This is a genomic window from Burkholderia sp. FERM BP-3421 (assembly GCF_028657905.1).
Classification (GTDB): domain Bacteria; phylum Pseudomonadota; class Gammaproteobacteria; order Burkholderiales; family Burkholderiaceae; genus Burkholderia.
Genome location: NZ_CP117782.1, coordinates 2,106,425 through 2,119,724, shown reverse-complemented (window position 1 = coordinate 2,119,724; position 13,300 = coordinate 2,106,425). Strand labels below are relative to the sequence as shown.

The following is a 13,300-nucleotide window of genomic DNA, read 5'->3' as shown; positions in this document are numbered from 1 at the left end:
TCCTAGGTGCTTCAGATTTCGAGGTTGTCGATGAGGCGGGTCGCGCCGAGCTTCGCGGCCGCGAGCACGACGAGCGGCTCGCCGGCTTCCCGTTGCGCCGCGTCGGGCGCGACCAGGTTCGCTTGCCGGCGGATCGACACGTAGTCGGGCTGCCAGCCGCGCGCGGCGAGGCTCGTGAGCGCGTCGCGCTCGAGCGCCGCGAGGTCGCGGGCGCCGCCCAGCACCGCGTCGCGCACGCGATGCAGCGTGCGCACGAGTTCCGGCGCCTCCGCGCGTTCGCGCTCGCTCAGGAAGCGGTTGCGCGACGACAGCGCGAGGCCGTCGGCGTCGCGCACGGTCTCGGCCGCGATGATCTCGACGGGCAGCGCGAGCTGCTGGCACATGCGCCGCACGATCATCAGCTGCTGGTAATCCTTCTTGCCGAACACCGCGACGCGCGGCTGCACGCAGGACATCAGCTTCGTGACCACCGTGCACACGCCGGTGAAGAAGCCCGGGCGGAACTCGCCCTCGAGGATGTCGCCGAGATCGTGCGGCGGCTGCACGCGGTATTCCTGCGGCTCCGGGTACATGTCGCGCTCGCTCGGCGCGAACAGCACGTAGACGTTGTCCTTCTGCAGCTTCTCGATGTCGTCCTGCAGCGTGCGCGGGTACTTGTCGAAATCCTCGTTCGGACCGAATTGCAGACGGTTCACGAACACGCTCGCGACGACCGGGTCGCCGTGCTGCCGGGCGAGCCGCATCAGCGACAGATGGCCCTCATGCAGGTTGCCCATCGTCGGCACGAAGGCAACGCGGTTCTGGCCGCGCAACTGGTCGCGCAGTTCCTGGATCGAGCTGATGACTTTCATGGTGGCGGGTCGGATTCCTCGCGCGGGTCGCGCGTTGCGCCGCCTACGGCGGCGTCATGACTGGGTGCGGGGCGCCCGGGCGTGGAGCCAGGCGGCGAGCGTCGGGATTGTAGAGGATTTGCCGCTCCAGCGCATCGATAAAGGCACGACCGTTCGCATCAAGACGGAGGGCGGGAAATAGGGGACGATGCACGCGCGGCGGCGCGCGTCAGGCGGGCAGGTAGGCGAGCCGGACGTAGATCGGCGCGAACGGTTCGGGCTGGGTGATCTCGACGAGCGACTCGCGCGCGAGTTCGAGCATCGCGATGAAGTTGACGATCACGACGGGCACGCCGCGCGAGGTGTCGAACAGGTCGGCGAACTCCATGAAGCGGGCGTTCTGCAGGCGGCGCAGGATCAAGCTCATGTGCTCGCGCACCGACAGCTCCTCGCGCGAGATCTTGTGGTGCTGGACCAGCTTCGCGCGCTTGAGCACGTCGGCCCAGGCGGCGCGCAGGTCGTCGGAGTTCACGTCGGGGAAGCGCGGCGTGATGCTCTGCTCGATATAGACGTCGGCGCGCAGGAAATCGCGGCCGAGCTGCGGCAGATGGTCGATGCGCTGCGCGGCGAGCTTCATCTGCTCGTATTCGAGCAGGCGGCGCACCAGCTCGGCGCGCGGATCCTCGGCTTCCTCGCCGGTGTCGGCCTTCTTCACCGGCAGCAGCATGCGCGACTTGATCTCGATGAGCATCGCCGCCATCAGCAGGTACTCGGCCGCCAGTTCCAGGTTCGACTCGCGGATCTGGTCGACATAGCCGAGGTACTGGATGGTGACCTGCGCCATCGGGATGTCCAGCACGTTGAAGTTCTGCTTGCGGATCAGGTACAGCAGCAGGTCGAGCGGACCCTCGAAGGTCTCGAGGAACACCTCGAGCGCGTCCGGCGGGATGTACAGGTCCTGCGGCAGCTTGAAGAGCGGCTCGCCGTACAGGCGCGCGAACGCGGCGACGCCGTCGACGGTGTCGGGCGTCGAATCGGCGCCCGACGGGGCGGCGATCGCCTGTTCCGGTTGCGAGGCGCCGGCCTCGTCCGCGGCGCTCACGGCGTCAGAAGTTCTGGTAGTAGACGTAGGACGTCTGCTTGACGCGGGATTCCTGTTGCGCGTCGCGCTCGTCGAGGTCGACCGGCTGCTTGTCCCACAGCAGCGAGCGGCCCTTGCGCTGCTCGTCCTCGAGCGTCGGCTTCTGCTGCTTCAACTGATTCAGGAATTGCGTGACATCGGACTGGTACGGCATGGTTCGGGCTTCCGTTCAGAGGAGGGCGCACCGCGCCCGGAATACGATCGACGGGATTTTACCGCAATGCGGGGAACAGCCGGCGCAATCCGGCGTCGAATGCGCTCCCGCCGCGTCGCGTCGCTTGAACATCTTTCACGCCCGGCGCGGCGGCGGGGTTGCTCCGGTGTGGTCAAATGGCGGTTTATTCACAGGAATCCGACGCGGAGGTCGTATTTGGCAGGGCAGGCGAGACAACAGCGCGCGACGGCGCGCGGCGATCACGGGCAGCTGGCGCGCCGGCGGCGCGGCCGGCTGCCGGTGCGAGGCTGGCGGGCGCTGCTCGCGTGCGTGGCGCTGACCTGCGCGTGGCCCGCGGCCGCCAAGTACGGCGTCGACATCGACGCGCCGCGCTCGGTGCGCGCGCTGCTCAAGCAGCATCTCGACATCGCCCGCTTCGCGAAGCGCGACGACATCAGCGACGACCAGTTCGACTTCCTCGTCACCGCGACGCCGCAGCAGGTGCGCGATCTGACCGCGACGGCGGGCTATTTTTCGCCTGTGGTGCGCACCGACGTGCGCACCCGCGACGGCAAGCGCAGCGTCACCGTGTCGGTCGATCCGGGCCCGCAGACCACGGTCGAGGCGGTCGACCTGAACTTCAGCGGGCCGATCGACGGCGAGGACCCGAAGCAGGCGGCCGCCGCCCGCTTCGCGTTCTCGCTGAAGCCCGGCGATCCGTTCACGCAGTCCGGCTGGGATGACGCGAAGCGCGCCGCGCTCAAGCAATTGCAGTCGCGCCGCTACCTGGGCGGGAAGATTACCGCGTCCGAGGCGCGCATCGATCCGCGCACCCGCCGGGCAAAGCTCACGGTCGCGTTCGACAGCGGCCCGACCTTCACGATGGGGCCGCTCGACGTGTCGGGCGTGCAGCGCTATCCCGAGCGCATCGTGCGCAACGTGAGCCCGCTGTCGGTCGGCGAGATCTACGACGTGCAGCGCATCAACGAGCTGCAGCGCCAGTTGCAGAACACGCCGTACTACGCGAGCGTCGCGATCGACGTCGGCGACGACACGCAGCAGCCGGAGCGCACGCCGGTGCACGTCAAGGTCAGCGAGTACCCGTACAACAGCGTGCGCGGCGGGGTTGGCTATTCCACCGACACCGGCCCGCACGTGCAGGGCTCCTACAGCTATCTCGACACCTTCGGCGCCGCGTGGCCGCTGTCGGTGTCGGGCCGGCTCGACCAGATCCAGCAGTACGGCCAGATCCAACTGTCGATGCCGCCCGGCGAGAAGGCGTGGACCAACAGCGTGCTCGCGTCGTACACCAACACCAACGTGTCGGACACGCGCATCTACAGCGCGCGGGTCGGCCTGCAGCGCACCCGCACCGGCCAGTTCATCGATTATTCGTACTCGCTGATGTACTACCAGGACCGGCTCGACCAGAACGCCGTCGGCCCGACCACGAGCCGCGCGCTGGTGCCGCAGTGGGCCTGGACGCGCCGCAACGTCGACGATCCGCTGTTTCCGCGCGCGGGCAGCCTGATCCACGCGGAGGCCGGCTTCGCGGTGAGGGGCGTCGGGACCGACCAGACCTTCGTGCGCGGCTACGCGCGCGGCCAGCAGTACCTGCCGCTCGGCAAGCGCGACCTGTTCGTGTTCCGCGCGGAACTGGGCGGCGTGTTCACGGGCGGCAGCTCGACCGGCGTGCCGGCGTCGCTGCTGTTCCGCGCGGGCGGTTCGAACTCGGTGCGCGGCTACGGCTATCAGAGCATCGGCAACAACGTCGACGGCTCGGTGCTGCCGACCAAGTACCTGGTGACGGGCACGGCCGAGTACCAGCACTGGTTCAACCACGACTGGGGCGCGGCGACCTTCTTCGACATCGGCACCGCCACCGACGCGTGGGGCGAGAAAGTGTTTTTCCAGGGCGTCGGCCTGGGCGCGCGCTGGCGCAGCCCGGTCGGCCCGGTCAATTTCGACGTGGCCTACGGGCTGCGCAACCGGAGCGTCAGGCCGTACCTGACGCTCGGCATTGCCTTCTGATCTTCGAGACCGCGAACCCGCATGACCCAGGACGTTTCCGCCCCGCCGCCCGCCGCCGCCGCACCCGGCGCCGAGCCGCCCGCCCCGCGCCGCAGGCGGCCGCTGCGCGCGCTCGCGCGGACGCTCGGCGTGCTGGCGCTGCTGGCCGCGCTGCTGGCGGGCGCGCTCGTCGCGGCCGTGGCGACCGAGCGCGGCACGCGCATCGCGTGGCAGGCCGCGGTGAAGCTGCTCGGCGGCCGTCTCGCGGGCACGCTCGAGGGCGGCTCGCTCGCGCACGGCGTGCGTCTGTCCGGGTTCGCGTGGACCAGCCCCGACGGCGCCGGCACCGAGGTCCGGATCGACCGCGTGAGCGGGCGCTGGGCGCTCACGCGCGCGCCGCTGCGTCTCACGATCGACACGCTGCGCGCGGGCGCGATCGACGTGCGGATCCCGCCGTCGCCGCCGTCGCCGACGACCCTGCCGGAGGATCTGCGCCTGCCGCTGCAGCTGACGGTGCGCGACCTGCGCTTCGACACGCTGTCGATCCACGAAGGCGGCTCCACCACCGAACTGGCCGGGCTCGTGTTCAGCGGTCGCAGCGACGGCCGTCATCACGACGCGACGCTCGAACGGCTCGACACGCCGTTCGGCGCGCTGAGCGCGCGCGCGCGGCTCGACGGCGTGAGGCCGTTCGCGATCGCCGGCGACGCGGCCTACACGGGCAAGTTCGCCGACGAGCCGGTCAACGCGCAGGCCCGGGTGTCCGGCTCGCTTGCCGCGCTGGTGGCCGAGCTGGACGCCTCGGGCATGAAGCTGAACGGGCGCGCCCAGGTCGAGGCCGCGCCGTTCTCCGACGTGCCGCTCACGCGCGCGACGCTCGCGTTCGATCACGTGAACCCACAGGCCTTCGCGCCGGGCGCGCCGCGCGCCGATCTCGCGGTGCGTGCGCAGCTCGCGCCGGCGCCGGCGGATCCGCGCCATCCGGGCGCGTTCGTCGTCACCGGGCCGGTGTCGATCGTCAACGCGAAGCCGGGCCCGCTCGGCGACAACCTGCTGCCGGTGCTCGACGCGCGCGCCGACGCGCGGCTCGACGCGCACGCGCAGCGCATCGACGGCCTTGCCCTGCGCCTGCTGCGCGGCGGCAGCGTGACGGGCGGCGGCGCGCTCGCGGGCGGGCGCGGGCGCTTCGACCTGAAGGTCGCCGACCTCGACCTGAACGCGTTCGTCGCCGCGCTGCGGCCGATGAAGCTCGGCGGGCCGGTCGGCGTGACGCTCGCGGAGGGCGGACAGACCATCGCGTTCGATCTCAGCGATCCGAAGCTCGCGCTCGGCGCGAAGGCGAAGGTCGCGCTCGAACCGCGCCAGATCGCGATCAGCGAGGCGCGCGTGACGGCGGGCAAGGGCCGCGTCGATCTCGCGGGCACCCTCAAGCACGACGCGCGCAGCAGCTACGACCTGAAGGCGACGCTCACCGACTTCGATCCGCTCGCGTTGACGGCGGCGGGCACGCGGCCGGGGGCGGGCGGCCCGCGCGCGGGCACGGCGCGCGTCAACGGCACGCTCGCGGCGAGCGGCGCGCTCGAACCGGGCTTCACGGCGCGCGCGCAGTTCAAGCTCGGCGACAGCGTGTACGACCGCCTGCCGCTGACGGGCCAGGGCACCTTGCAGATGGCGGGCGCGCGGATCCTGCCGAGCAACGTGAACCTGTCGATCGCGGGCAACCAGGTGGATCTGCAAGGCAGCTTCGGCGCGGCCGGCGACCGGCTGCGCTTCGCGGTCGACGCGCCGCAGCTCGACCGGCTCGGCTTCGGGCTCGCCGGGCTGCTGCAGGCGAACGGCGACCTGACGGGCTCGTTCGCGCATCCGAACGTGAGCGCGGCGTTCAAGGCGAGCGGCGTCGCGTTTGGCGAGAACCGCATCGGCAGCGCGCAGGGGCAGGCGGAGATCCGCGACGGCGCGCACGGCGCGCTCGTCTTCAACGCGCAGGCGGCCGATCTCGCGCTCGGCGCGGTGCGGCTCAGGAGCGCGTCCGCGAACCTGAACGGCACGCGCGCGAAGCACACCTTCGAGGCCGCCGCGCTCGGCGCCGCGGACGGCCGCGTGATCAACCTGAGCGTCGCGGCGGCGGGCGGGCTGGTCGAGACGCGCGAGGGACCGCGCTGGGACGGCACCGTGACGCGGCTCGCGAATCGCGGCACGCCGTCGGTGTCGCTCGACGCGCCGCTCACCGTGTCGGCGGGCGCGGGCCGCGTGCTGCTCGGCGCGGCGCGGCTCGGCATCGAGGGCGCGCAGCTCGATCTGAAATCGTTCGCGCTCGATCACGGCAAGCTGCGTTCGGCGGGCGCGATCTCGAACCTGTCGGTCGCGCGCGCGCTGACGATACGCGAGGAACTGACGGGCGCGCGCACCCCGCTGCGCACCGACCTGGTGCTCGACGGCGACTGGGATTTCGCGCTCGCCGACACCGCGAGCGGCTATCTGCAGATCAAGCGCCGCAGCGGCGACGTGACGCTCGAATCGGGGCGCGGCGTCGCCTCGCTCGGCATCACCGACATCACGGCGCGCGCCGCGTTCGGCGCGGGCAACCGGCTCAACGCGACGGTGCGCGCGCAGGCGAACCGGATCGGTACGCTCGACGCCTCGCTCGCGGTGCCGTTCACGCTGCGCGACGGCGTGCTCGCGCCCGCCGCCGACGCGCCGCTGTCCGGGCGCATCGACGTCGACGTGCCCGCGCTCAAGACCACGGGCGGCCTGTTCGGCCCGAGCTACCTGCTCGACGGGCACGCGGCGCTCAAGCTCACGCTGGGCGGCACGCCGGCGAAGCCGAGCCTGTCGGGGATGCTGACGGGCGACGGCCTGTCGGCGACGATGGTCGACCAGGGCGTGCAGCTCAAGGATGGCGTCGTGCGCGTGAAGCTCACCGAGAACCTGGTCGAGTTCCAGCAGGTCGAGTTCCACGGCGGGCAGGGCACGCTGCGCATGCTCGGCCGCGTGCGCCTCGACGGCAACGAGCCGGACCTCGCCGCGAGCATCGTCGCGGACAAGCTCGAACTGTTCGCCGCGCCCGACCGCAAGCTGTCGCTGTCGGGCAAGGCGACGGTCGAGAACGACGGCGCGCGCGGCGGAGTCGCGATCAACGGCAAGTTCACCGTCGACCGCGCGCTGTTCGACCTGCCCGAGGAATCGGCGCCGCATCTGTCGGACGACGTCGTGATCGTGCGGCCGGACGGCACCGTGCGCGGCGAGACGCGCACCGGCACCGCGATCGCCAAGCCGGCGCCGGCCGCCGACAAGCCCGCCCCGTCGCTCGCGCCGCGCGCGAACGTCGACATCGATCTCGGCAGCGACTTCCGTTTCAAGGGACATGGCGCGGATCTCGGCCTGCGCGGCACGATCACCGTGATGAGCGCGCCGGGCGTGCCGTTGCGCGCGGTCGGCAACGTGCGCGTGACGGAAGGCTCGACCTACACCTCGTTCGGCCGCAAGCTCGCGATCGAGAACGGCTTCTTCACGTTCAACGGGCCGGTGTCGAACCCCGGCATCAACATCCTCGCGATGCGCCGCAACCAGGAGGTGGAGGCCGGCGTGCAGGTGACGGGCACGGTGCAGGCGCCGGTCGCGAAACTCGTCTCGGAGCCCAACGTCGCCGACAACGAGAAGCTGTCGTGGCTGCTGTTCGGCCACGGCACCGACCAGGGCAACAACCTGGGCCAGCAGAACACCATGACCACCGCGCTCGCGCTGCTCGGCAGCGCGACCGGCAAGCGCGTCGCGCAGACCTTCGGGCTCGACGAGTTCTCGATCGGCCGCAGCGAGGTCGGCCTCACCGATCCGCAGGTCGTGATGGTGTCGAAGGCGATCAACGAGCGCTTCGTGCTCGGCTACGAGCAGGGCCTGCAGTCGGCCAGCAACGCGTTCAAGGCGACGCTCAACCTGACCCGTTTCTGGTCGGTGTCGGCGTACACCGGCACGTTCCAGGGTGTCGACCTCAACTACACGCGGCGTTTCGATCGCTGGTGGTGGTAGCGGCTTGACATTCGATCAGCCCATCCTAGATTGAGGACACCGCCCGGCATTTCATCGGCGGATACAGACGAACGCATGATGCATTGCGCCGCCAACGGGGTTGGCGCGCCGGCCTGCGCGCTGCGAGTTTGCCTGTCCTGACGGGAGGCAACGGATGGACGCGGTTTTTGCTCATATCGCGCGACGCCAGCGCGCGTACGCTGCGCTGCCGTTGTTCGAGCGGCTGCGCGACGACGGCCTGCCGGCGCGGGCGAGGCTCGGCTTCATGCCCTGCCTGGCCTTCTTCGTGATGGCTTTCGCCGACCTGAACCGTTACGTGCTGCGCCGCGAGCCGCCGCGCGACCCGTACGATGCGCGCGTCAACGCGCACACCCGCGAGGACGATCATCATTGGGTCTGGTTCCTCGAAGATCTCGATACGCTCGGCTGGAACGCGGCGACCACCACCACCGACGCGCTGCGCGCGCTCTGGCGCGACGACACGTACCGCAGCCGGATCCTGATGTACGAGTTGTGCGCGATGCTCGGCGGGGCGAACAGCGTCGAGCGCTACGCGATCGTCGAAGCGATCGAGGCGACCGGCCACGTGCTCTTCGCGCTGACGACGCGCGCGGCCGAGGTATGGCAGGCGGCGACGGGCCGGCCGTTGCGTTACATGGGCGCCGACCATTTCGCCCTCGAGAACGGCCATCTGCAGCGCGATGACGGCACCGTTGCACTGGAACGGATCGCGTTGTCGGACGACGTCAGGCAACGATGCGTGGTGTTCGTCGACCGGGTGTTCGACGTGTTTGCCGCCTGGACCGAGGAGGCCGAGCGGTTCGTCGGGCGCACCGCCGCGGAGCAGGGCGCGCGGCAGGGCTCGCCGATGATGGAGCGCGTGGCGCTCGCGACGCACGGGAGGGCATGATGCGCGCGACCTCGGTGCGTCAGGACGACGCCGCGCTGTTCGACGTGATGCTGGGTCTCTACGCCTTTCCCGCGCTGTTGCTCGCGCATCGGTTCGGTTTGTTCCGCCGGCTCGCCGAGGGCGCCTGCACGCTCGCGGAGTTGGGCGATGCGTTGTCGCTCGCGCGGCGGCCGGCGGAGGCGCTCGCGAACGTGGCGGTCGCGCTGGGCTTCGCGCGCCGCGCCGCGAACCGGTTCGCGCTGACGCCGCTCGGCGCGGATTATCTGATCGAATCGAGCCCGACCTACTGGGGCGCGATGTGGGACCTGATGGCCGACCACGCCGGCAATTTCACGCTCGCGGGGCTGGAGGCGGCACTGCGTCGCGACGCGCCGCGCGCCTACGACACCGACGACATCTTCAGCACGCACGAGCGCCAGGCCGAGCTGGGCCTGCGCTTCACGCGCGCGATGCACAGCGCGGGCGGGGCGCACGCGCAGGCATGGCCGACGCGGCTCGACCTGTCCGCGCATCGCGTGATGCTCGACGTCGGCGGCGGCTCGGGCGTGCACCTGCATGGCGCGCTGGCCGCATGGCCGGCGCTGCGCGGCGTGCTGTTCGATCTGGGCGGGGTGTGCGAGATCCACGGCGAGTTCGTCGACGACGAGGTGCTGCGCGCGCGGATCACGCTGCATCCGGGCGACATGTGGACCGACCCGTATCCGCCGGCGGACCTGCATTTCTATTCGAACATCCTTCACGACTGGTCGCCGGCGCAGGGCGCATGGCTCGCCCGCAAGAGCTTCGACGCGTTGCCGAGCGGCGGACGCATCGCGCTGCACGAGATGCTGCTGCGCGACGACAAGAGCGGGCCGCTCGCGGCGGCGGGCTACAGCGTGGTGATGATCGCGTGGACGGAAGGCGAGCAATACACCTCGGCGGCGCTGTCCGCGATGCTGGCCGAGGTCGGCTTCGTCGGGATTCGGACCGTGCCGACCTGCGGGTACTACAGCATCGTGACCGGCGTGAAGGCTTGAACGTCCGACCGCCTGACATCCCGAATGCCGACGACAGAGGGCCGCGCAAGGCGGCCCTCTGTCGGCCGTTTCCTTGCTTCGCCTGCCCCCACCGTACTGGAACGGCCTGAAGCTCGCCACCAACGGCTGGTACGCGCTGCCGCGGATCGATCCGTACTTCATGGAGCGGGTCGAGGTGCTGAAGGGGCCGGTCTCCGTGCTGTACGGGCTTCGCTTCCCGTGGGCGGGACTGCGGGACTGCGCGACTGCGGGACTGCGCGACTGCGGGACTGCGGGACTGCGCGACTGCGCGACTGCGGGACTGCGCGACTGCGGGACTGCGCGACTGCGCGACTGCGGGACTGCGGGACTGCGGGACTGCGGGACTGCGGGACTGCGCGACTGCGCGACTGCGCGACTGCGCGACTGCGCGACTGCGCGACTGCGCGACTGCGCGACTGCGCGACTGCGCGACTGCGCGACTGCGCGACTGCGCGACTGCGCGACTGCGCGACTGCGCGACTGCGCGACTGCGCGACTGCGCGACTGCGCGACTGCGCGACTGCGCGACTGCGCGACTGCGCGACTGCGCGACTGCGCGACTGCGCGACTGCGCGACTGCGCGACTGCGCGACTGCGCGACTGCGCGACTGCGCGACGCGGGGTCGGATGACGCTTCTGCGTGGTCGAGGACGACGCGCCCCGGGGGCGATTCGCCGGAACTATTCGGTCCCGCCCGCGATCATGTTAACTTTCGCCATCGTCCTTACCACGGGCCGCCTCGATGCGCGCCCGCTCGTCGACCTATGCGACAGATCCTCGTTGGCTGGCTGCTTGCCGCCGTCGTCACGGCCGCCCAGGCCGCCGCCAGTGCGCCGGCCGCCGCGCCGGCGAACGTTCCCACCTCATCCGCGACAGCGCCCGCGCTGACTTCGCAGCAGGCGCAGCAGGCGCTCGCCGTGCTCGAGAACCCGCGCGATCGCGCGCAGGTCGAGACCACGCTGCGCGCGATCGCCGCCGTCGGTGCGCTGAGCGCGCCTGCCGCGAGCGCGCCGCCGCCGGCCAGCGCCGCATCGGACGCCGCCGCGCCCACCGCGCTCAAGTCGAACGGCCTCGCCTCGATGCTCGTGCGCCAGGGCTCGCGCTGGGCCGTGGATCTCGGCCGCGCGCTGCACGAATCGGCGCGCTCGCTGCTCGACATCGGCTCGGTCGGACACTGGTGGCAGGACCTGCTGACCCGCGCCGACGCGCGCGCCGCATTCCTGCGCGCGCTGTCGATCATCGTCGCCGTGCTGCTGCCTGCGCTCGTCGTCGAGCGCCTTGCCGCGCGTCTGTTGCGACGCACGCTGAATGCGCTGGCCGCGCGTCGCGGCGCCGGCGCGCCCGCGCAGGAACCCGCGCCCGCGTCCGGCAGCGACCCCGATCCGTCGCCCGACGCCGCGGCCGCGCGCGGACGCGGCCACGTGCGACGGCACAGCACGCTGCTGCAACGGATGCCGCGCGCGCTCGTCAGCCTGCTGTTGCGCGCGGTGCCGGTGCTGGGATTCGTCGGCGTCGCGAGTCTCGCGATGTCGATCCTCGCCGACGAAGGCACGCCGGCCGAAGCCGCGCTCGAAGCGCTGATCGACATCTACGTGATCTGCCGCCTGATCGTGATCGTCGCGCGGCTGTTCTTCCAGCCGGACGCGCCGCAACTGCGGCTGCTGCGCATCGGCGATCGCTGGGCGGGCTTCGCGCAGCACTGGATCGGCCGTTTCGTGACGATCGTCGGCGGCTGCACCGCGCTCGTCGAGACGGCCGCGAACTTCGGCCTGAGCGAAGCGGGCCACGTCGCGCTGCTGAAGGCCGTCGCGCTCGTCGGCCACGTGCTGGTGTCGGTGCTGATTCTGCGGTGCAGCCGGCCCGTCGCCGCGCGGATCCGCGCGCATGGCGCGGGCCGGCCGTCGTTCGCGGCGCTCGGCCACGCGCTCGCGGACGCATGGGCGCCCGCGTCGGCGCTGATCGTGATGGCGCTGTGGTTCGTGTGGGCGCTCGACGTGCACCACGGCTACCGCGTGCTGGTCACGCTCGGCGGCCGGTCGGTCGCGGTGCTGATCGTCATGCGGATCGTGTCGATCGTCGTGTTCGGCGCGCTCGCGCGGCTGTTCCAGCGCCGCGACGACGACAGCACGCTCGTCCATCGCCATGCGTACCGCTATTACCCGCTGCTGCGCCAGATCGTATCGGCCCTGGTCGGCCTCGTGACGCTCGCGCTGCTGCTGCAGGTGTGGGGCGTGCCGGTGCTGCGCGCGTTCGAAGTCGGCACGATCGGCCACCGGCTCGCGTCCGCGCTCGCGACGATCGCGATCGCGGCCGTGGTCGCGCTCGTGGCGTGGGAGGCCGCGAACATCGCGATCGAGCGCCGTCTGCAGACCTGGTCGAACGACGGCAACCTGATGCGCGCCGCGCGCCTGCGTACGCTGCTGCCGATGCTGCGCACGCTGCTGTTCGTGCTGATCGCGCTGGTGGTCGTGATGACGGGGATGAGCCAGCTCGGCGTGAACGTCGGCCCGCTGCTGGCCGGCGCGAGCATCTTCGGCGTCGCGCTCGGCTTCGGCTCGCAGAAGCTCGTGCAGGATTTCATCACCGGGATCTTCCTGCTGATGGAGAACGCGATGCAGGTCGGCGATTCGGTCACGCTCGCGGGCGTGTCGGGCACGGTCGAGTACCTGTCGATTCGCACGGTGCGGCTGCGCGCCGGCGACGGCTCGCTGTACACGATCCCGTTCAGCTCGGTGACGACCGTCAACAACACGAATCGCGGGCTCGGCAACGCGGCCGTCAAGGTGTCGATCGCGTACGGCGAGGACGTCGACCGCGCGGTCGCGGCGCTGCGGGAGATCGGCGCCGCGTTGCGCGACGATCCGACCTACCGCGACGGCATCCTGTCGGATTTCAGCTATTGGGGCGTCGACCAGGTCGACGGCGCGTCGCTCGCGCTCGTGGGGCAGATGCAGTGCACGGACACGACGCGCTGGAGCGTGCAGCGGGAGTTCAACCGGCGCATCGCGACGCTGTTTTCCGCGCGCGGGATCCGGATCGCGAATCCGCAGCGCAGCGTGGTCGCCTACGAGGGCGGCGCGCCTGATCCGGCTCATCCCGCCGCGCGGCAGGCGGCCGTGGCGGATCGCCCATGAAAACGGCCCGATCGGCGTACGCGGATCGGGCCGTTTCGGGGCGGCTCGGCCTGTTCGC

The 13,300-nt window shown here is 71.2% G+C and carries 9 protein-coding genes; 6 read left to right on the top strand and 3 right to left on the bottom strand.

Annotated elements, in window-relative coordinates:
* Positions 1 to 11 precede the first annotated feature (11 nt).
* The 3 genes from panC to Bsp3421_RS25475 form a co-directional block, all read right to left on the bottom strand.
* Complete coding sequence (gene panC, locus Bsp3421_RS25485; protein ID WP_273998654.1) at positions 12 to 851, bottom strand: pantoate--beta-alanine ligase; 840 nt, start codon at positions 849 to 851, stop codon at positions 12 to 14.
* A 208-nt stretch (positions 852 to 1,059) separates the two neighbouring features.
* Positions 1,060 to 1,932, bottom strand: a complete 873-nt coding sequence (locus Bsp3421_RS25480; protein ID WP_273998653.1) for a segregation and condensation protein A — start codon at positions 1,930 to 1,932, stop codon at positions 1,060 to 1,062.
* 4 nt (positions 1,933 to 1,936) lie between these two features.
* Complete coding sequence (locus Bsp3421_RS25475) at positions 1,937 to 2,125, bottom strand: DUF3460 family protein (RefSeq protein ID WP_273998652.1); 189 nt, start codon at positions 2,123 to 2,125, stop codon at positions 1,937 to 1,939.
* Positions 2,126 to 2,395: 270 nt separating this feature from the next.
* Here Bsp3421_RS25475 and Bsp3421_RS25470 point away from each other — a divergent pair, with 270 nt between their 5' ends.
* The 6 genes from Bsp3421_RS25470 (at position 2,396) to Bsp3421_RS25450 (ending at position 13,242) form a co-directional block, all read left to right on the top strand.
* Complete coding sequence (locus tag Bsp3421_RS25470; RefSeq protein ID WP_443111598.1) at positions 2,396 to 4,156, top strand: autotransporter assembly complex protein TamA; 1,761 nt, start codon at positions 2,396 to 2,398, stop codon at positions 4,154 to 4,156.
* 21 nt (positions 4,157 to 4,177) lie between these two features.
* Positions 4,178 to 8,161: a translocation/assembly module TamB domain-containing protein gene (locus tag Bsp3421_RS25465; RefSeq protein WP_273998651.1), complete on the top strand. Its 3,984-nt coding sequence runs from the start codon at positions 4,178 to 4,180 to the stop codon at positions 8,159 to 8,161.
* 154 nt (positions 8,162 to 8,315) lie between these two features.
* The gene (locus tag Bsp3421_RS25460; protein WP_273998650.1) at positions 8,316 to 9,071 is read left to right on the top strand and encodes a hypothetical protein; all 756 of its coding nucleotides are present in this window, start codon (positions 8,316 to 8,318) and stop codon (positions 9,069 to 9,071) included.
* Positions 9,071 to 10,087: a methyltransferase gene (locus Bsp3421_RS25455; protein WP_274004356.1), complete on the top strand. Its 1,017-nt coding sequence runs from the start codon at positions 9,071 to 9,073 to the stop codon at positions 10,085 to 10,087. Before Bsp3421_RS25460 ends, Bsp3421_RS25455 begins: the two co-directional genes overlap by 1 nt.
* Before the next feature lie 73 nt (positions 10,088 to 10,160).
* Positions 10,161 to 10,739, top strand: coding sequence for a TonB-dependent receptor plug domain-containing protein (locus Bsp3421_RS34105; RefSeq protein WP_337995289.1), 579 nt, complete (start codon positions 10,161 to 10,163; stop codon positions 10,737 to 10,739).
* A 133-nt stretch (positions 10,740 to 10,872) separates the two neighbouring features.
* Positions 10,873 to 13,242, top strand: coding sequence for a mechanosensitive ion channel domain-containing protein (locus Bsp3421_RS25450; RefSeq protein WP_273998649.1), 2,370 nt, complete (start codon positions 10,873 to 10,875; stop codon positions 13,240 to 13,242).
* Positions 13,243 to 13,300: the final 58 nt, after the last annotated feature.